Source organism: Bradyrhizobium sp. USDA 4452, assembly GCF_054063575.1.
Window position 1 is genome coordinate 5,761,168 of the sequence record NZ_JBSSGK010000001.1, and the last position, 20,917, is coordinate 5,782,084.

The window sequence follows — 20,917 nt, forward strand, 5'->3', positions numbered from 1 at the left end:
AATGCCCGGGATGCTGGTCTGACCAGATATGCATTAATTCTCTGCCGCGTTAAGGTCCATTGCGTCTCCCTCTTCAGGGAACTGCCGTTCGAGCACCCGAAAATCTACGGGCAAAGCAACCAGGCGATGCGCTGTCGGACCACGGAATCTTACGGGGGTCGGAAAAGTCTCTTTCGTTTGCCCGGGCAAAGTGCAGGGAAATCTCGCTTGGGCCACGGGTCCTACCGACTATCGCAATCCCGAGTTTCCCACGTTGGGTCGGGTACCACACGCATGCGGCGTGAGAGCAGGTCAGGACAGGTCCGGGCTCGCGTCAGCACTGGATCATCTCAGCCCGAGAGATGAGAACCCGTCCGACATCCAACGTTCGCGTCGATTCGTGGATAGGCCGCTTCATCTGCGATGGAGATGTCTGCAACTGCGGACCCAGATGCCGCTGTCGAATGTGGAGAGGCAGCCGCTGTCCCGTTCTTCAGGTTCGCGTCGAATTAACCTTGCTGAAATGCGCCCGCCACCGTCGGTCAAGAACCATTGCTGCCGATACGTCTAATTTTAGCGGTACTCGCAGGGGCACCTTAATTACCAAAACAACTCGTATCCAGCCATTAAATTCAGGAGAACCGGCGATGCCATAGCAATTTCCCAGCTGAGGAGAGCGCTATGTCGATCGATCCGAAAAATCTCGCTGGAACGGCCACACTCACGTTTTCGGACGATTTCAACTCGCTCAGCCTGTGGAACGGTACGAGCGGCACCTGGGATTCGACCTATTGGTGGGCGGCTGCCAACGGCATCAACATTAGTGGCAACCAGGAGGTCAACTGGTACATCAACAGCAATTATGCACCGACGAGTTCGGTGACGCCGTGGACCGTGAGCAACGGCATCCTCGATCTTCATGCGGGCCCCGCAGCTCCCGCGATCCAGCCCTACATCAACAATGCCCAGTACACGTCGGGCATGATCACGACCTATCACTCCTTCTCGCAGCTCTACGGCTACTTCGAGATGAGGGCCGAGCTACCTGCCGGCCAGGGGCTCTGGCCCGCATTCTGGCTGCTGCCCACGAACAACGCGCTGCTCGGGACCGTGCCGGCTCAAGAGCTGGACATCATGGAGTCGCTCGGCAACAACCCGACCATCGACTACATGACATCGCACAGTTCTGCGACGGGCAGCATGCAGCTCCAGCAGGACGGAGTCTCCATCCCGACGATGGCGACTGGATTCCACACCTACGGCATGGATTGGGAGGCCGATACGATCACCTGGTACGTCGACGGAGTGAAGACCTTCCAGATTGCCACTCCATCCGACATGCACACCCCAATGTATATGATCGCCGACCTGGCGCTGTACGGGCCGGCCATCACCGACCCCAGTGCGCCGGTCGGCGGCGACATGCTCATCGACTATATCCGCGCCTATTCCGCCAAACCGCCTGTCGTTCAGATCAACTCGTTCTCGCCCGACAGCAACATCACCGGCGACGGCATCACCAACGCGAAGCAGATTACCCTGTCGGGTTCGGCCGCCGTCGGTACGACGGTCCAGATCTTCGACGGCTCGACCAAGCTTGGCACGGCGGTGACCGACAGCACGGGAAAATGGTCGTTCGTCGCGGCAAATCTGACCGACGGGATTCATCCCTTCACCGCGACGACGACGGATCAGAGCGGCAACGTCACGACGTCGACCGCACTCACGGTGACGGTCGACACCACCGCGCCCACGGCCCCGAGCATTGCTTCATTCACGCCGGACAGTGCAACGGTCGGCGACGGCATCACTAACCAGAACCACATTACGCTGAGCGGCACCGCAGAGGCCAGCAGCACGGTCCAGATCTTCGACGGAACGACGCAGGTCGGCACGGTGGTTGCTGACAAGACCGGCGCCTGGTCTTTCGCGACGGCAACATTGAGCGATGGCAACCACTCGTTCACAGCCAAGGCGATGGACGCTGCTGGCAACGTCAGCTCTGCCTCTACGTCGCTTACCGTGACGATCGACACCGTGGCTCCAGCCCAGCCTGTCGTTGTGACGTTTACGCTGGCCCAATCCGCGGTTTCCGGTACTGCCGAAGCCGGCGCGACCATCGCGCTCTACGACGGCACCACCCTGATCGGCTCCGGAAAGGCCAAGAGCGACGGCACTTGGAGCATCAACGTCGGATCGCTTTCCTCCGGCCCCCACTCGTTCTCGGTGACTGCGACTGACGCAGCCGGCAACACGAGCGTGCAATCCAATGTTCTCCAGACCAAGGTCATCGAAAGCGCGGGAAGCACGATCCTGGAGCAGGTCGGAAGCAACCTCCACTTCGTCACAGGCAGCACCGACGTCGTATTCAAACTGGCGGGTGCCGCGGTTAGCACGGATCAGTTTCCCAGCTACAATTTCATCGGCGCCGAGAAGACGGCGGCCGGCTACGACCTCGCCTGGAAGGATGCCGGCACTGGCCTTTACACGGTCGTGGCCACCGATGCGAACGGCAACTTCCTGTCGACCATCGCCGGCCCGGTCTCCGGTCCGAGCGATGCGCTTCGATCGCTGGAGTCGACGATGCATCAGGATCTGAACGGCGACGGCACGATCGGCCTGCCCGTCAAGATCATCGAGACGTCGGGCAGCACGATCCTCGAGCAGGTTGGAAACAGCCTCCACTTTGTCACAGGCAGCACCGATGTCGTGTTCAAACTGGCGGGCGCCGCAGTCAGCTTGGAGCAATTCCCCAGCTACAATTTCATCGGTGCCGAAAAGACGTCGACCGGGTACGATGTCGCGTGGAAGGATGCCGGCACCGGCCTGTATACTGTCGTGGCCACCGATGCGAACGGCAACTTCCTGTCGACCGTTGCCGGCTCGGTCTCCGGCTCGAGCACGTCACTGCTCGCGCTGGAGACGACGATGCATCAGGATCTGAACGGCGACGGTATGATCGGCCCGAAGGCCGGCACGGTCGCGACCAGCGTCAGCCTGCAGCTTACGATCGATGCCGGAGGCAGCCTCGAGCTCGCCGGCGCCGCGACGGGCGCGATCACATTCAGCAAGAACACGGGCATGCTGATCCTGGATCAGTCCAGCAAGTTCACCGGAAATATCCTGGGCCTTTCGGGCAATGGCGACCCGAACGCCTCGGATATCCTCGACCTGAGGGATATCGCGTTCAGCGCCGGCACCCGGGTTTCGTATATCGGAAATACCTCGGGCGGCGTGCTGACGGTCACCGACGCGCAAAACCATACTGCGCATCTCAATCTGACGGGCGACTACACGCGAATGACGTTCGCCCTGTCCAGTGACGGACACGGCGGCACATTTGTCATCGACCCTCCCGCGACGAACGTCGCTCCGCAGACGCTGTCGATGCCGAATCAAGCCGCTACAGTGAGCCAGGTCGGCGACGGATTTGTTTTCCATCCGTCCGCGGCCGCCGGCAGCGCAAGCCCGTATGATGGCCACACCCCGCTGCCATTCCACGAGGTGCAGCTTGATTGGTACACGAGTTCGACTGCGCAGGATGCGCATTTCGACATTCACTCGATCGCGGAAGCTATGGGCTACACCCACACCCACGACACTTTCATGCTGCATCTGTAGAGGGAGCAGTGGCGCGCCTTCCTGAGGGGAGGGCGGAGGCAGTGAAGCCTGCCGGCCGCGCTGGGACGCAATTCGCGATCGATCCGGAAAGCGCGAACGCGTCCGACCGCGCTGTGCCGCGCAAATCTTGCCGAGGGGGAGCCGGTCTGCCAGTATCGAGTGCCACCATCTGGAGCCTGAGAGATGCCTACACGCAGGGAGATTTTAGGCTCTGCTTTATTTGCGCTGTTTTACAGCCAGGCCGGCGCCGCCGAGCAGACCCCGACGCCGCTTGCAGATCTCAACTTTCTCGATCGAACGGCATCGGACCTGCACACGCGCGTCCTTCGTGGCAGTCTGCGCTACATGGATCATGAGGTATTCGGCGATCCGGCCGGCATCATGATCGAGGAAGCAGCTCTGAACGGCGTTGAGGACGCCGGCTTTTCGGCGGAAGCAGCACTTCCGTCGGGATGGCAGGTTACGCCGATGGCCGGCCAGGTCGTCACCTTCACCAAGCTCAACGCGACGTCCGGTCGCCTGCAACTGCGAGGAGACGGCGCCGGCCAGTTCTATGTTGTGATGGCTGCCAACCGGCACTTCGCAGTCAAGCGCGGCGAGTTGCTCACGGGATCCATTGCCTTGCGGTCGGCAAATCGCGACGCGGGCGGGGTGACCAAGGTAGAGCTCTGCATCCTGCCGCTGAAGTCGGACGGATCGGCCATCCCGCCAGCCGCCGTCCCGATTCAATTGATGCAGAGCGACAAGCCGTGGTGGGAACAAGTTCGCTCGGTAGCCCCCGACGACGGGTTTGCGAGTCTTGCGCTGCGAGTGACGACGCAAGCGCGGTTCGACGCCACATTCGAGCTCCACTCGCCTCAGCTGGAGCAACGTGGCTGGCGGTCGACGTTTTGCGCGACATCGCGCAAGGCCGACGACGTCCTGCTGGCCGACGCCGAGGGCTATCTCTCGCATGTCGAACGTTCGGTCCTCATTACGGCCGATGCGCCGAGATTTGTGGGGGCGGGCTCGCTATGGTGCGAGTACGCCGATCCGGACAACTATGTCGAGATCCGGCAGCGCGAGAGGGTTCTCTATGTGACCGTCGTGAGCAAGGGTACCTCGAGCGAAGTTCGGCTCGGTGTCGTGCCGCCGCTGATGCGGTTTACCGTTTGCTTGATTCAGGGCGCCGGTGGACTCGCGGTGTCGCTCAATGGAAAGGCTCTCAAGACGATCGATTGCGAAATGCCCGCGAGATTGAAGCTCGCCAGACTGGGCAGCGGCGTAAGCGGCAGCTGGAATTCGACTATCGCGAGACTGACTTTATTCGGCGCGAAGGTTTCAGACGGCGCCTCGTTGAGCCGCCCCGCCAAAGCCTTCTTCGACGACTTCGACCGTCCGGACTCCCCGAATCTCGGAGCCTCGCCGACAGGGCAGGTCATCCGCAGGATTGGCACGGTCGGCAGCATGATTTCGAAGGGGAAATGGGTTGTGACGGGCGGGGGAATGGGACTGGCTCATGCTGCGTATGGGGTCGTCCGGTTGGACCGTCCGCCACGGTACCTTGGTGCGGTTCTCGATTGGACGTCGGGATCGCCGGGTGGAGCAGCAGCGATGCTCGCTGCGACCGACGACGATCCCGCGAGATCCATCGATGCGCTTCATGCCGTCGTCACAGATCAAAAGGAGATATTCCAGACCATGATCGGGACGAAGGTCGAGGCGGCGCTGGCCGAGTTCGTCTATCCAGTTCCGATGGAGCGCGACAGCAGAACACCCTATGGGGTCGCCTGCCTGACTAATTTCGGGGAAAAGGCGGTTGTCTACGTCGGTCCCCAAGGGGATCTGGCGCGTCACGTCCATCACACCTATACTGAGCGCGCCGGTCCATTTGCTGTTTTCGAACACTTTTGGCAGCTAACGCAATGCCGGCCGGAATTTCTCGCCGTCGCGGCGGCGTGAGACAATTCCCGGTCGTTGCAACGATCCGGGAAATTGGAAGGAGTATTTCATGAGACACGGAACAGCCGTGCTGACTCTGTTGTTGCTGTCCGGAGGGGGCGCAATGGCGCAGGGCGTATCGCAAACCCCGACCCAGACCGTGACGCAGCAACGCCAGAGCGGATCGGCGGTCTCGGGAGGGCCGAATTCGGCGGTGAGAACCAACCAGGGCGTCAGCACCGGATTTGGCAGCCCGTTCACAAGCCCGTTCGGAAACTCCAATAGCTCTCAATCGAAGGGCGGCTACGCCGGTTCCGGCTCGAGCCGGTGATTCTCTATCACCAGGGTGAGGTTCGCCAAATCCGCCGCCTGTCCGCCTTCCCGCCGTAACGATGCCTTCGTAGCCAGCGATCAAAATTGCGCTGGTCTGCGAAGCTTGGTTAAATGCCGGTTAAACCCTCGCAAGATCGTTGCAGATCAGCAACTACCGTGGCCCAAAAATCGGACCCAACGTAGATTCGCTTAGAGATTGCGCTGAGCCCATGATAGTTCCGAAAGCATGGGGACTTTTTTTAAAATCAAGTTTTTTGCCGGAATAGCCCTTAGCGCCACGATTGCCTTGGCCGGGTGCAGCTATTTGCCGACGTCGGGGCCGTCCAGCCAAGCTGTAAAAAGCGAGACGCCGGTCGATGAAAACAGCCTTCCGTATGCGCTGGTCCGCGTCAATTCAGACGTCGTGTCCGTGCTGGCGCGCAATACCGGCAAGCTGACGGTTACCTATCCCGATCGTCAGCCCCCCCGCGAAATCAGATTTGGCGTCGGCGACGTCGTCAGCGTGACCATCTTTGAGGCAGCCGCAGGCGGCCTGTTCATCCCGGTTGAAGCGGGTGTTCGACCCGGCAACTTCATTGCTCTGCCTAATCAGACGGTAGACCACAACGGCAATATTTCGGTTCCTTACGCCGGCGCTGTCCGCGCGCAAGGGCGGACGCCTTCCGAAGTCCAGCAGGCGATTGCGGATGCGCTGAAGAATCGCGCGATCGAGCCGCAGGCAGTGGTCGCCCTCATCGATCAGCGGACGTCGCTCATCAGCGTTCTCGGCGAAGTGAACAATCCGGTTCGCTATCCCGCAAACGCTGCTGGCGAGCGCTTGCTCGATGCGATCACTCGTGCCGGTGGCCCCAAGGGACAAGGCTTCGACACTTGGGTCATGCTCGAGCGCAACGGCAAGCAGGCGACGGTGCCATTTGGGTCGCTGGTGTACGAGCCGTCGAACAATATCTGGGTCCATCCGAACGATACGGTTTACGTCTATCGTGAGCCGCAGACGTTCGTGGCGTTTGGTGCGACCGGCCAGCAGGGGCAGTTCAATTTCGACGCCTGGCGAATTTCGGTGGCCGAGGCCGTGGGTAAGGCAGGCGGCCTGAACGATACGCTGGCTGATCCCGGAGCGATCTTCCTCTATCGCGGTGAGCGGCGCGAAATTGCCGCGATGATGGGCGTCGACGTGAGCCGTTTCACGACGCCGATCATCCCGATCGTGTATAATTTCAATATGCGCGACCCGTCGACGTACTTCCTGGCGACGAAGGTGCTGATCCGGAACAAGGACGTTCTGTATACGTCGAATGCTCCAGCGGTGGAATCGGCGAAGCTGATGACGTACATCAGGCTGGTCACCGCAACGGTCAACGATCCGATAGTTGCAGCCTACAATGGTGCGGCGCTTCGGAATCTGGTCGTAACGGGTCCCTGATCCGCGTGCGGAGCGACCGGCGATACATCGTCGTCTTGGAGACGGCGATGGTCGTCCTCAAGCCGCGGCAGATTTCGGATGCGTTTGCTGCGCTGCTGTTCGCGGTCGTGGCCATTTTGCCTTTCCCGTTTGCATCGGTGTCCTCCGTCGCCATTTCCCTTTGGTGCGGCCTGGTGGGCATAGCGGTGGTCGGGCTTGCGCTGCGGCCGCCGGCCATCGCTTCACCGCTGTTTCTCGCAGCCATCATTGCCGTCGGCGTCGCGAGCTATGCGACCATCCTCCACCTTCAGGTCGTGGTTCGAGCGCCGTCCGATTCCCTGGCCCATCCAATCTGGGCCCTGGCCAGCCAGATTCTGGGAATGCCGCTGGAGGCCAGCGCGTCGATCGCCAAGGGACAGCCTTATCTCGCGATCGGCGCGCCGCTTCTGAATCTGCTGCTGTTCACGGGAGGCTACATCTGCGGCGGCGACGAAACGCTCTCGCGCCGTCTGTTCCGCACGATCGCTTGGTCCGGTGGCCTCTATGCGGTTTACGCGATTTGCTCCTACGCGCTCGAACCCAACCTCGTGCTATGGCACGAGAAGATCGCCTATGTCGGCAATCTCACCGGAACGTTCACGAACCGCAATGCGGCGGCGGTCTATTTCGGGTCGATTGCCATTGTGTGGCTACTGCTCGCGTTCCGGCGCCTCAATCTGCGCAGGAAGCGCCGTCCCGGCAAACGCCGCCGCCCACCGACCACCCGCGTGAATTGGCGTGTACTTGCGGTGCCGGGCAGCTTTTTTTGCGTTTGCTTGCTGGCACTGGTCCTAACCGGTTCGCGTGCCGGGGTGGCGTGCAGCTTTGTCGGCCTGCTCGTGGCCTTTGGGCTGAATTTCAGATCGGAGATGTCGCCCAGGCTTCGCAAATGGCTGGCCTTCGGCGCTGCCGTCGTCGTCATCCTGGCGATCTACCAAATCTTCGATAGCGGTTTGGGCGAACGGTTGGAAACCGAAGGCACAACCGGCGGTGGACGGGCCAGCGTCGTGGCCTCGGTCCTGCGCATGATTTCGGATTTTCCATGGCTCGGGAGCGGTTTGGGCTCGTTCCGCTGGAGCTTCGCCGCCTATCGGAGCAGCCAGATTTCAGGCTGGGGTGTGTGGGATCGGGCCCATAACGTCGCCCTTGAGATTGCCGCAGAGGGCGGCCTAGTCTTGGCGGGCATCGTCGTCCTGGCCTGGATCGGCGCGATGGCGGTGCTGCTGCGCGCCTGCCTCGATCCTCGACGCTCCCGTACGCTGCCGCGCGCCGCCCTGGCCGTCTCAACGGTCGCCGTGTTGCACTCCCTCATTGATTTTTCACTGCAAATCCCTGCCTACGCCGGGACCGTGATTGTTCTGCTTGGTGCCGCTCTCGCGCAGACACAGAAGCCAACGGTAGAGCAGGCTGAGGCGGTTAACTTTGAAGTGAACCAAAGTTCGGAAAGCCCCGACTGACGTTGATGTTGGGGGGCTATGCGGTTAAGATATCGTTATATTTTTGGAAGGGTTCATGGTATGTTCCAAATCGCTTTTAAACAACAAATCACGGGCGTCGCTGCGTTTGCGATTCTCGCATTGTGCGTAGCCGCTCAGGCCCCGACACCGGCGTCGGCCCAGCGTTCGCCTCAAGCCACAGCTCAATTCCTGAGCAACCCGGCAGAGCTTCTTGCCAAGAATCCCAGCGGCGGCGCCGAACTCGTCAGCTCCGTTCGCGACCTGGTCTCGGGTGACCCCGCCACGCTTCAGCCGATCATCAACTTGATCGCGAACGCCAACAAGGACCAGAAGGCGGCCATCGGCGCCGGCCTGGCGCAGGCTGCCAAGGTCATCGTCCGAACCAACCCCGGTCTTGCGACAGAAATCCAACAGGCGATTCTCAACACCAAGGACCAGGACGTCGTTCTGGCCTTCGCCGCCGGCGCTGGCGACCGACCGATCGGAGCCGCAGGCGGCGGCGGTGGTGGCGGTGGCGCTGGCGGAGGTCAAACCAATCCGCTGCAGTTCGGCGGTGGTGGGGGCGGCGGCCCGCAGCCGATCGGCGGAAGCGGCACCAACACGCCGCTGTTCAGCTACACGTCGAGTGTGACCGGCCTGGGCAGTACGTTCTCGAATTCCGGCGTCGTTTCGAGTTCAGTGAGTCCGTGAGAGCAATGCCGGGTAAATCCGGCATTGGCTACATACCGGCTCAGGCCGGAGTGAGCGACTGCTTGCGAAACAGGCGGCCGTTTTGGCTTGCCGCATCACAATGATCCCAAAATGCTCCAGCTCTTGAAGCCCGAGGAACGCGAGATCGAACGCGCGGACTACGTGTCGCCCGATCAGATGTTTGCGGCTGCCCTCGGTTTCGTTCGTCGCCAGTATCCGATCTTCCTGGTCACGATGCTGATCACCCTCGCCTTGGGTGCCGCTTATCTCGTGGTGGTCCGATCGACCTACACCGCGCAGGCGACGATCATCATCGACACGCGAAAGCTTCAGCCCTACTCGTCGCAGAATTCCCTCTTTACCGAAGTCCCCGTGGACTCGCCGGCCGTGGACAGTCAGCTCGAACTGATCAAGTCCGACAACATTGCGCGATCGGTGATCCGCGACTTGCATCTGGCGCAAGAGCCCGAATTCTTCCGCTATGGCGGAGGCTTCGTCGGCAATCTCCTCTACTATTTCTACCAGCTCTTCGAACCCGGCGATGAGTCCCAGGACGAGATCGAGCGGCGCGCCTTGCGCGAGTTCTCGAACAATCTCTCGGCGAAGCGCGTAGGCGTTACCTACGTGATCGAGATAGCGTACCGCTCCGCCTTGCCGGGGCGGGCTGCCCAGGTGGCCAATGCCGTCGCCGAGGCCTACATCAACGATCAGCTCGACGCTAAGTATCAGTCGGCGCGCCGCGCGGGCGACTGGCTTTCCAGCCGTATCCAGGAGCTGAAGCAGCAGGCGATCTCCGCCGATCGGTCGATCGTCGACTTCAAAAGCAAGAACAACATCGTCGATGCCGGCGGACGGTCGATTTCCGAACAGCAGGTCGCAGAGCTCAACAGCCAGCTGCTCGCAGCACGGACGGTCACCGCGGACGCGCGTGCACGCCTCGATCGCATCGAGCAGGTCATGAAATCGGACGTTCGCGACGCAACGGTAACGGACACTCTGCGAAGCGACGTCGTCAGCAAGCTGAGATCCCAATACCTGGAGATAGCCAACCGGGAAGCCGACCTTTCGGCGAAGTACGGCACTAACCATCTGGCGGCAGTCAACCTGCGTAACCAGATGCGCGAGATCGCCAAGTCGATCACCGCCGAGCTCGGTCGCCTCGCCGAGACCTACAAGAGCGACTACGAGATCGCCAAGCAGCGCGAGGATGAGGCCCAACGCGCGCTCGATGCCGCGGTCGCCCGCTCTCAAATCGGTGGCCAGGCCCAGGTCCAGCTGAAGGAGCTCGAGAGCAACTCCCAGACCTACCGTTCGATGTACGAAACCTTCCTGCAGCGCTATACTGAATCCATTCAGCAGCAATCGTTCCCGATCACGGAGGCCCGTATCATATCGAGCGCGGGCCGGCCGTCCAAGCGCAGCAGTCCCAAGACCGTTCTCGTTCTCTCGATGGCGTGCGCCGGCGGCCTGATGCTGGGCTTCGGCATCGGCCTCATGAGGGACCTGTCCGATCGCGTGGTACGCACCAGCGATCAGGTCGAGCGGCTGCTGGGAGCGGATTGCCTCGCGACCCTTCCCGTGCTTCCGGCGCCGGCTCTGCAGCCCAATGACAGCCCTCCGTCGCCGCATGAGATGCGGGCCGAGGTTGGAGCTTTCTGGACCGTGGTCAGTTCGCCGTTCTCCAGATACGCCGAGGGCATCCGATCGATAAAGTCCGCGATAGACCTCAATAGCCGACTGCGCAGCGGCCGCGTCGTGGGCCTTTCCTCGGCGCTTCCCGGCGAGGGGAAGTCGACCACGGCCGCGGGCCTTGCGTTGCTCAGCGCGCAGTCCGGGCACAAGGTCATCTTGATCGACGCGGATCTCCGGAATCCGTCGCTCACAAAGTTGATGACGCCGAACGCCGCGGCCGGCCTCGTCGAGGTTGTCCTTGGGGAACGCAAGTTCGAAGACGTCGTTCTTCGGGAGAGCACGACCGGCGTGGATTTCCTGCCCGCGGTGATCCATACCCCGATTGCGCACACCAGCGAGATCCTCGCCTCCGAAGGCATGCGAGCGCTCATCGAGCGCTTCAGCAACATGTACGACTACGTCATCATCGACCTCTCGCCGCTGGCGCCGGTGATCGATGTCCGCGCCACCGGACATTTCATTCCCACCTATCTCCTGGTGCTCGAGTGGGGGAAGACCAATATCGATGTCCTCGAGCGAGCGTTGGCGAACGCCCGGCCGGTTCGTGAGAACCTGCTTGGTGTGGTCATGAACAAGGCCGACACCAATCTTTTGAAGCGGTACGAAGGATACGGGACGAGCTACTACTACGATCCCAAGTACTCGCAGCCGAGCTAGATCGTTGAAGAGTGCCGATTTCACCGGTGCAGCGGCGACTGGCGTCGCTTCTCTGCTTGCGGCTGTCCTCGGACTGGCCGGGGTGGCCTGGTCAGCCATCACGTTGCCGACCTTTTGGCGACAACTGCCGTTGGAGCAATTCGCGAACCGCATTGTTCGCGGAGAGACCTTCCCGTTGGATCAGCTGGAAGAGAAGCTCGAGCTATATCGCGGAACCGGCCATCTGATTCCCTGCGGCGCCGCGGCCGCCCACGACACCTCGATCGTCGATCTGGCCATCGCGAGAGGCAGGGTCGACGCATCGTCGGCAATCGACGCCGATCTCGAACGCAGCCGGCGCTCCCTCCTGAACGCGCTGTCATGCCTGCCTTCGGATTCGTATCTCTGGTTTTCGCTCTTCCAGGTCGAAAGCCTCCGGACAGGTCTCAGGCAGGAATACATCCGCTATCTGGACATGTCCTACCAGGTCGGCCCCAACGAGGGCTGGCTCGCCATTCCCAGAAACCGCGCCGCCTTTGCGATCTTTCCAGCCCTTCCCGAAGCGCTCCAGTCCAAGGTGCTCGACGAATTCTGCCTGCTGCTGCGGACCGAGCTCTATGCGGAGGCCATCGAGATATTCCTCGGCGCAGCCCAGCCTTACCAGAGCCAACTGGTCAGCCGGATGGACACGGTACCTGTCAAGAACCGGCAACTATTCGCGGTTCAGCTCGCCCGCAAGGGGATCGACCCACATATTCCGGGGACGTCTGTGGTCGTTCGCTGAACGCTACGCGATGTGACGTTCACCCGTCCGATCAGCGCTTCGCGGGACGGCTTCCTGCAGAATGGCGATCATCAAGATCGCAATGCAAGTCCGCCAGTTGCGATCACGCGATCGCTGCCCGGAGCACGGAGTGGCCCCGGACAAATCTGATCATGATAGCAACACCCACACACATCACGGCATCCATGGCGAGCAGAACGCCCTCCTGGCCCCAGATCTTGAAGAACACGCAGGCAATCGGCACATAGACCAGCGACTGCCATACCTGCAGCCTCGCCGCTTCCCTGATATTGGACGTGCCGATAAGCAAGGCTGAGAAGAAGAACTGCAAGGCACTCAGAACGATGAGCAACGATGCCCCCGTCAGAAACAGATGATCAAGTTCGATCGTTGTGTGCAGCCAGATCGACAGCGCAAGATTGCCGAACAGCCAGAAGCCCGCTCCTGCCAAACAAGATCCTGCCAGCAGCATCGCCCCACTGAGGCGCACGATCCGCATGGCCGCCAAATCGTCCCGCATCTTGAGCTTCGTCGCGACGATATTTGAGAGGGGATACGTATAGGCGATGATGAGCCCTCCATAGGACTGCATCAGCCGCATGAATATTCCGAGTTCGGTTACAGCCTCCGGCCCCGCCAAGAAGCCGAAGAGCCCGGTAGCAAGTTGATATAAAATTCCTATCCCGAGGCTGATGATGGTGAAGTCGAGCGAGCTCAGCAGCAGGCGCCGGGCGATCCGCGGTTTCCACCTCCAGTTCCTTGAAAACAGATTCCGGTTCCGGCGGACGACGTCGAGCGCATGGAAGACTGAACCCGGCAAGAAACCGAGGCTGAGAAGGACGGCGGCGAAGACGATCGACGGATGGGACGGAAATACAAAGAGCAGCAACACGAACGATAGGACATAACTTGCCAGCTGGAACAAATAGAGCCGGTGCAGCTGGTGGTGCCCGGCATCTATCCCCTCAAAGATCGAGAGGAAGAACCAAAGGGCCAAGCCGAAAAACAGGACCAGAATCGTTGCAACAAACTCGCTGTAGTTCGCGAGAATCGCCTCGTTCAGCGGCGCCAGCCACATGAAGATCATCAGCGCAACCGCTGCGGCTCCAAACAGCACGAGATTGAGGCCTGCCGCGAGTACCACGGCAAGCGACACGGTCTCAGTCTTGAAAGCACTCGCACTCCGGCGAGTGCGAGCGACGGCATTTGCGATCACTCGCCCCATGCCGACATTGGCAAACCCAATCCACGAACTAATGCTTAAAATGACAAGGAGCAGACCGAACCGCGATGGTCCCAGCTTGCCAAGAACCATCGGAGTGCCCACCAGATTCAACAGGATAGCGAGCAGCCTCGCGAGCCACCCCGCAAGAGTCGATAACAATATCGGCTTCATATCGACCAGCGCATGCGTGGCGGCCTCAGTTCGCAATCAGTAGATGATTGCGTCTGTGCGCGAGAAAAATTTTGCTGTCTCTGGTACCTTGCGAACATGAACCGCCGGATTTCCCGCAATGAGCGAGTAAGACTCCGGCTTCAGGTGACTCACAACCGAACCGGCACTGACCAAACAACAGTTGGGAACTTTGACGCCCTTCGTGATGAGACTGCCGGATCCAACCATCGTGTAGTCGCCGACGATAATCGGCGAGCAAGTCTGCCTGCACGACAGCGGCTCGATGCCGTGCGTTACCAGTTGCGAGCGAACGCCCGCAAGTCCGCTGTACATGCCGAATTCGATTCGGTCGGAGCAGTCGATATAGTGCTGGTGCGCGATCAGGCTCGCACGCTTCATCAGCAACTCCGATCGCCGCCCTGGGTTCTTCTTGAAGAATGGAGAGTTCAACTTTCGCGAAAGCCCGGTGATCCAATTGAAATTTCCAATCATCGCCCCCTCATGCATTTCGAGGTTGTCGAGGCGTCCGATGTAGTTGAAATGACCGACGGAGGCCCCTTTTGCCAAAGAAGCCTCATCAGCAAGGACGATCGAAAGGCCAATGCGAGAGCTTGCGTCAATCGAGAAACCGAAGAGCTTGTTCAAAGCCCAGCGCCGAAGCGACCAAGGTACCAGGAACAATAAAACTTGAGTGACCGCCTTCAACATTTCAATGCGCTCCTAAAACTATGAAAACGGCCATGGCCGGTAACGGCGATATAAAATTTTGACGACGGATATCACTCAGCGCCAGAAGTCGAATTCAGGGTGCCGGCATCCCATACGGCGAGTATCCGCCCGCCGGAAACCCCATCGTCCGTCAACTGGAATTTCGGAGCGGGAAGTCCGAATGGAGACCGCATCAGGTTGATTCTCCGGAAGTCTCCGTCCCGAATATCGGAATTGAACCACACGGAACTGTCGCTGGTCAGCAAGATGTACTTGAAGTCGGCGGACTTTATGTTGTTAAGGAGCGCAAGAGCATTTTTGAACGAGAGGTGGAAAAGGACTTCACGGCATATCGCTACGTCGCCCCAGCGTTCGAGGGGTTGCTTCGTTGCATCCATGCAGGCAAAGCGCCTTCTGGAATTTGCGTGGACCTCGTTGTGAGAAGCGATCAATGACGGGACAATGTCGATACCGAGGTAATCGAAATCGCCGGTAACTCGAGACATCCAGTTGAAATCGCCACAGCCTATGTCGACGAGCCTGGTGCATCCGACATCTCGCAAGAACTGTGAGAGCTGACGGGTCAACGCGTCGGTCGCTATCGGCGAAGAACCCAGGCCCGAGAGACTCATCTGCTCCGTATTTTCGATCCAGGTTCCGTTCACGTAGATATCCGAAAACACCTCATTCAGCTCAGCCTTGCGCATATGGCTCGTATCACGACCACGCACGCGCCTCGCTATATTGATGATCTCGTCCGCGCCAAGGCGGAACAATACGTGGCGAACAATTTCCTTGCAGGACTGCAAATGATCTAGCGGCATATGAAGGGATCCGACATTGGACTGCGCTGATGATCAGGAGACATCGGCCGCAGGCTGTAGTGATGGCTGCCCTTGCGGCAACCTCGCGTGACGCGGTTGAGTTGACGCGTACTGCCGACTTGCCGAAGGCGTGTACGCCAGAAAGAGCATGAAGAAGAAGGAACCTATAAAGCCGATATTGAAATTGTCCGGCTCAAACCACTGGATCAGCAGCGTGGTCGCGACCGCCAGCCCGCAGAGCAACGTCCTGCGATCATTGTGCTTCGTGCCAATCCAGATCAGATAGAGCCCGCGGCCGGCGACAACGAGCAGTAGGAGGCCACCGAGCAGCAGGCCGAAGTCCATGAAGTAAGACAAGATGCCGCTATGGACCGCGTGCAGATTATATCGGCTGGAACGGAAGCCATAACCGAAGAACACATATTCGTCGATCGTGTCGAAGAACACGTTCCACGATTCGGTACGACCGGTGAATCCCGAAAGAACTCCTCGGTTCGGGTCGAACAGCGCAAGATCGTTCGTGACCTTGTCAATCAGCCGGTCGGTGTCGGTAATGAAGGGCAACATCACCAGCGCGACCGGGACCGCCATCATGAAGGCTGCGAACATGCGAACGTTGATGACCTGCTGTGCGCGACTGAAGAGCGCCCGGTAGTTCGCAAAGGCAAGGTACCCAAGGTAAAATAACAGCGTGCCTATCATGATGGTTCGCGCGCTGACGACGTAGGTTGCGCCGAAGCAAATCACGAAGACAGGTAGGCTCACGCGCCTGATCACCAAAGAGTGGAGCACCAACGCGATATAGGCATATCGCGCATAGTGATTGGGGTGAATCAGGCCGACCCATCGATACTCGTGAAATCCCTGAACAACCGCGGCGGCACTGAGGGATGCGGCCAGCGCCAGAAATCCCATCGCGAGCGCATCGTCCACGCTCTGCGCAGGCGCCTGCCAAAAGCAGAGACAAAGCAGGAATGTTCCCAGCGTGACGACGTACTGGACAATCTGCGCTGACGACTCGATGTATTCGGCGCCAGCCACCGACGCGAGAACGATCAGGCCGGAGTAGATCAAAAGGAAGATCAGGATCGGCTGCGATCGGCGGATCGCGGCGTACGCACCGTGTCGGGCGAATACCAACAAGCCCAGCAAGAGCGCAGGTACCGCGACGAACAGGCTGAACCCTCCAACATCAGCCTGGGTGGTAAAGCCGCTCCGCAAATCCATCAGCTGAGCCGATGTGGCTTTGATTCCAGGATAGCAGATTGCAACCACATAGAAGGCGAAACCGAGCCCAGCCGCGTTGAATGCGCCCCCCTTCGCGAGGTTGCGAAGAATCGCGAGATTCTCTGTGACGAAGACGGGCAGTCTCATCGCGGGCCGGCCCCAGCGGGGATCGTCTTGAGGAAAAGAAAGTCCGCCTGCACCGGGCCATGCTGCGGATCAACATACTGATTATATACACCTGCCAGCCGAAATCCATGTGCCTCCGTCCAGCGCGAGATATCGCCGAACAGCGGTTGGCCCTCATAGAGATAGATAAACGAGCACTCGATATACAGAGCCTCGAATTGGTTAATGAGATCGGCAGATCCCTCCAGGACGTTCAATTCACCGCCCTGAACGTCGACCTTCAGGAGCGCCGGCCCCCGGATGGCTCCCGCTTCCAGACAGTCCGAGAGACGGCGAACGGCAATCTCATCCATCCGCGTGGTCTGTTCCCCGAATATTTCGCGTTGGGCGGATCCCGGCTTCAGGAGCGACGAAGAATCGTCCTTGCTGGTGACGTAGATCCTGGCCGGCCCGGACGTCGGGCCGATGGCGCAGGGAAAGAGCCGGACCCTGTCATCCCTGCCGAGGGCCTCGGTGAAGCGGGCGGCCGGCTCCGACAGGGGCTCGAAGGAATAGATCTGCGCCTGCGGAAACAGCCGCCGGGCCATCACCGCGAACTGGCCCCTGTTCGCGCCGACATCCACGACCGTCTGAAAGGAAAGGCGCGACAGAGCCTCCCGGTGCTCAATCGCGGGAGCTATCCGCATGCTCAATAGCCGCCATAGCGACGGGCGAAGCGCGCAAAACACGCCTTTCTGGATGGTGATCAATTGCATTATGCGAAATTCCCCTTCCTCAGGCACACGACCCGGAACTCAACCGTACGCCTGTCGATATCGCTCGGACGTTGCCCGGCCGTCGAAGGTTGCCCGGCTGTAGCGAAGGGCTCCCTCGCTGAGCTCGGACCACTGCTTCGGTCCCATCGCGTGAATCGCCTCGAGTTTCTCCACAAAGGATTCCGGTTCTGAAAGCGACAGTGCCCAGCCCGCGTTGCTCGCCGCGACGTCTGTCCAGGGGCTCCTGTCGCTGATCAGCACCGGCAGCCCGAGCGTCAATGCCTCCACGATCGAATGACCGAAATTCTCCCCCAGCGTCGGATGCAGAAGGACGTCATAATCCGCCAGCTGCGCGAACAGTTCGTCCTTGGGCAGGTTTCCCTTGAACGTCACCTGGCACTGTCCGGTCCCGGCTTGCGCGGTCTCAACGCATTGCTGCGCATAAGAACTGTCGTCAACCTCACCGAAGATATCGAGCGAGGACGCGACGGTGAGGCGGCGTACCACGTCGAGCGCAAAGGTGACGTTCTTTTGGACCGTCACCCGGCCGACCATCGCCATTCTGAGCTGTGCCGGGGGCTTTTCTCGCTTGGTCGGTCGAGGTGCTCCGCTCTCTACGAATTGCGAAACCATCAGCACCTCCTGGGAGCGGAGGTGGTTGCGACGGATATCGTGCTCTTCCGCGGGAGACCCCGCGAGGTGAACCACCCCGCGATAGAGGCCGGTGAAATCGGCCATGCGGCAAAACAGCCGCTTCTTCAGGGCCGACGCGGACATGATCACATCCATGAAGATACCGTGCGGCGTGTGGAAGACGCGCTTGCGCCGCAGAAATCCGAGGCGCGTCAAGATAAGGGTTGGAATCGCGAGCAACGGGTCGAAGGCACACTGTATGTCGACGACGTCGAAATCCTCCCTGACGCGGTCGAAGAGAATGTGCAAACCGGCAGAGCCCCTCGGAATATACTCGATTGTGGCGGACCCCATCCGCTCCCGATGAACCGGCGTTTCGAACATGGGGACGCCATGGGTGAAATCGTGATTGAGGGTCAAAAGGTGAAATTCGTAATCGTCCGACATGTTGTGCATCAGGTTGCGGATCGCGGTGGCGGGTCCGAGATGTGACAACGACGGAAAAAACGACCGATAGACGATTAGAACGCGCTTCTTATTCATCTGGACTCGGACAGCGTTGCAAAGCGATCCCCCGGCAGCTGCGCTCCAGCCCGATCCGGGACACGCAACGGAATGTGTTCCGTCAAGCCATGACGATCGAGCTCGGACGAGATGAGCGCCATGGTCTCACTGAGTTGCGAAGGCGCAATCCAGTTGCGCAAGCGTTCGAGAAGCTGAAGGCTGCCTCGGTACACGACCGCACTGTTGTTCCGGACCTCGGCAGTGGGAATATCGCCGTCAAAGGCCGTGATGGACCCGGCGCCCATGAACTTGTTTCCTTCGATCAGATTTCGTTCGGGCCGGAGAAGGTCCGAATGCTTGTAACCGGCCATTTCAGGATAGCGGCTTGTCCAGCGCTCACTATCGACCGGCAGGCTATACAAATTCCTTACGCTGAGCCCGCCCGGAACTTGCATATGATCGTTGCGCCATACCTGCCACCACGATGCATATCCCAATGCGGCCCCCCAAATCGACGGCGAACTTAGAATGAAGAGGTTTGATAGTAACTTGTTATCCTTACCGCCGTTCATCAGTATCCCATACGGGACGCCCACGATGACGTTGTCAGTGACGAGATTCCCGCTGGAAAACTCGTCGAGATAAATCCCCCGAGCGTCGTTGAAGTACTGTCCGCCCGTCCCCAGCAGGACGTTTCGGCGGATGACGGTGCCCTGGCTGGTGAAGTCGCGCGCGCTGTAGATGAATCCTGAATCGCCCGCTTCGGTAACAAGCTGGGCCAGGAGGTTATCTTCGATGACGTGATCGTTCCCGGAATAGATGATTGCGGACTGCGGTCCGTTGAAGATGACGCATCGACGCACGCTCATTCCGACCCCGTCCATTTGCACCGCCGGAGCAAAGGTGCGGTAAATCTGGGAGAAGTCCCGGATACTGCTGTCCTCGATCGAAATACGCCCCGGCGTCAGGCTGGCGCGGTCACCTCCGGACAGCCACGTCCCGCGCCGGCCGACGGCGCGAATGCTCGCATGATCGATCCGGGAGTCACTGGAGTTCGTGTAGGCAATTCCATCGGCGCCCGCCAGCTGGACGATAACATTCGAAAAATTGATCGCGACGCTGTCGCGCACGGTTACGGCGGTCTCGATTGCGAGCTCGAAGACCACATCTCGGACGGTCAAATTATGAAAGCCGGAAATCGCCAGCAGGGTGTCGAGCACCGGCACCTCGAGGGTCTCGATCGCCTCCTCGGAGCAGAAGTTCAGCGTTCTCGCCGATGCGTCATAGAAAAACGAATTGCATTGGGTAAAGCTCGCCAGATTGTAGAAAGACACCCTCTCGGGAGGCTTGCCGTCTGCTCTCAATCTGTTTCGATCCGTCAGCACGCCCTTCGAATCGACGGCAAGGGCCCGTGCGTTCACGAAGAGATAGGAATCGGTGAGGTATCCGCCGATCCAGAGGTCGGAGGAGCGGCGCGCTCCGTCCGGCAGATCAGCGAACGTCATGGTCGCCGTGCTGCTCCGCGGATCGCCGGCGATCTCGAGCACCGGCAGGAAGCCGCTGGCGGGCCACCTTGTCGATTGCAGAATCGTCTTGCCGTTGACTCGAATCATCAACTGCCTCGGTGATATGGTCGAGAGCTTCCTCAGCAGCTTCTGCGCGGTTTCGCCGGGCAAATCGGAAAACGGCAATGTGTACTCGTATCGTCCACCTTGGGAGCGCGACAGCTTGAGGTGGTTCTGGACGAAGGTCGCTCCCGATATCGTGGTGCCCCCGGGTGCGCCGCGGATGATGATGCGGGAGCCGGCGGGCGGTTCTGGACCGGAAATGGCAAGAGGCTGACCCAGTATCTGGGCGTCAGCGGGCAGGTTGATACTGTACGTCACCGGCGCGGTGCGCTCTTTCCCATCCTTGCGCACGAATTCGATTGCCTCGGCGAGCGAGGCTGCCTTGACCGTCCTTTCCGCCCCGGTAACGCTCGCGTGCGTGCCCTCAACGTTGATGGAAACGTCGTCCGCTCGGCATCCACCCGTCAGGACTGCCAGCAACACCGCGAAGCAAAGTTTCGCGAGCCCTGCAACGAGAGGAGACCGGCCCGACAGTATTACGGCAGAATTCATTTCTGATCCTCGAATCGAGGGTATAAGACTTTGCCGACCCTACCAGAGCCGGCATCCAGTAAGTTTCATCC

General features: G+C 60.0%; 15 protein-coding genes. 8 read left to right on the forward strand and 7 right to left on the reverse strand.

The window, feature by feature from the left end:
- The first annotated feature begins 660 nt into the window (after nucleotides 1–660).
- The 8 genes from ACVISU_RS27490 to ACVISU_RS27525 all read left to right on the forward strand — a co-directional run bounded on the left by ACVISU_RS27490 (nucleotide 661) and on the right by ACVISU_RS27525 (nucleotide 12,553).
- Nucleotides 661–3,600 (forward strand): Ig-like domain-containing protein, encoded by a 2,940-nt coding sequence (locus tag ACVISU_RS27490; protein WP_456708947.1) that lies wholly within the window; start codon nucleotides 661–663, stop codon nucleotides 3,598–3,600.
- A 183-nt stretch (nucleotides 3,601–3,783) separates the two neighbouring features.
- The gene (locus ACVISU_RS27495) at nucleotides 3,784–5,541 is read left to right on the forward strand and encodes a hypothetical protein (RefSeq protein ID WP_456708948.1); all 1,758 of its coding nucleotides are present in this window, start codon (nucleotides 3,784–3,786) and stop codon (nucleotides 5,539–5,541) included.
- Nucleotides 5,542–5,590: 49 nt separating this feature from the next.
- Nucleotides 5,591–5,851, forward strand: a complete 261-nt coding sequence (locus tag ACVISU_RS27500) for a hypothetical protein (RefSeq protein ID WP_157113706.1) — start codon at nucleotides 5,591–5,593, stop codon at nucleotides 5,849–5,851.
- A 228-nt stretch (nucleotides 5,852–6,079) separates the two neighbouring features.
- Nucleotides 6,080–7,276, forward strand: coding sequence for a polysaccharide biosynthesis/export family protein (locus tag ACVISU_RS27505; protein WP_050400683.1), 1,197 nt, complete (start codon nucleotides 6,080–6,082; stop codon nucleotides 7,274–7,276).
- 47 nt (nucleotides 7,277–7,323) lie between these two features.
- Nucleotides 7,324–8,751 (forward strand): O-antigen ligase family protein, encoded by a 1,428-nt coding sequence (locus ACVISU_RS27510; RefSeq protein WP_063695670.1) that lies wholly within the window; start codon nucleotides 7,324–7,326, stop codon nucleotides 8,749–8,751.
- Nucleotides 8,752–8,811: 60 nt separating this feature from the next.
- Entirely contained in the window at nucleotides 8,812–9,441 is a 630-nt protein-coding gene (locus tag ACVISU_RS27515) for a hypothetical protein (RefSeq protein WP_456708949.1), read from the forward strand.
- A gap of 111 nt (nucleotides 9,442–9,552) precedes the next feature.
- Nucleotides 9,553–11,790 (forward strand): polysaccharide biosynthesis tyrosine autokinase, encoded by a 2,238-nt coding sequence (locus ACVISU_RS27520; protein WP_456708950.1) that lies wholly within the window; start codon nucleotides 9,553–9,555, stop codon nucleotides 11,788–11,790.
- A gap of 4 nt (nucleotides 11,791–11,794) precedes the next feature.
- On the forward strand, nucleotides 11,795–12,553 hold the full coding sequence (locus ACVISU_RS27525) for a hypothetical protein (protein WP_456708951.1): 759 nt from the start codon (nucleotides 11,795–11,797) through the stop codon (nucleotides 12,551–12,553).
- A 103-nt stretch (nucleotides 12,554–12,656) separates the two neighbouring features.
- On the opposite strand, the gene ACVISU_RS27530 is transcribed toward ACVISU_RS27525, so the two are convergent.
- The 7 genes from ACVISU_RS27530 to ACVISU_RS27560 form a co-directional block, all read right to left on the reverse strand.
- Complete coding sequence (locus ACVISU_RS27530) at nucleotides 12,657–13,985, reverse strand: hypothetical protein (RefSeq protein WP_456708952.1); 1,329 nt, start codon at nucleotides 13,983–13,985, stop codon at nucleotides 12,657–12,659.
- Entirely contained in the window at nucleotides 13,986–14,657 is a 672-nt protein-coding gene (locus ACVISU_RS27535) for an acyltransferase (RefSeq protein WP_456708953.1), read from the reverse strand.
- A gap of 71 nt (nucleotides 14,658–14,728) precedes the next feature.
- Nucleotides 14,729–15,481 (reverse strand): class I SAM-dependent methyltransferase, encoded by a 753-nt coding sequence (locus ACVISU_RS27540; protein ID WP_456708954.1) that lies wholly within the window; start codon nucleotides 15,479–15,481, stop codon nucleotides 14,729–14,731.
- A gap of 33 nt (nucleotides 15,482–15,514) precedes the next feature.
- Nucleotides 15,515–16,855, reverse strand: a complete 1,341-nt coding sequence (locus ACVISU_RS27545) for a hypothetical protein (protein ID WP_456708955.1) — start codon at nucleotides 16,853–16,855, stop codon at nucleotides 15,515–15,517.
- Nucleotides 16,852–17,589, reverse strand: a complete 738-nt coding sequence (locus ACVISU_RS27550; protein WP_456708956.1) for an FkbM family methyltransferase — start codon at nucleotides 17,587–17,589, stop codon at nucleotides 16,852–16,854. The genes ACVISU_RS27545 and ACVISU_RS27550 overlap by 4 nt, the downstream gene beginning before the upstream one ends.
- 39 nt (nucleotides 17,590–17,628) lie before the next feature.
- The gene (locus ACVISU_RS27555) at nucleotides 17,629–18,765 is read right to left on the reverse strand and encodes a glycosyltransferase family 4 protein (protein WP_456708957.1); all 1,137 of its coding nucleotides are present in this window, start codon (nucleotides 18,763–18,765) and stop codon (nucleotides 17,629–17,631) included.
- Nucleotides 18,762–20,846, reverse strand: coding sequence for a right-handed parallel beta-helix repeat-containing protein (locus ACVISU_RS27560; RefSeq protein ID WP_456708958.1), 2,085 nt, complete (start codon nucleotides 20,844–20,846; stop codon nucleotides 18,762–18,764). The genes ACVISU_RS27555 and ACVISU_RS27560 overlap by 4 nt, the downstream gene beginning before the upstream one ends.
- Between the last annotated feature and the right edge of the window lie 71 nt (nucleotides 20,847–20,917).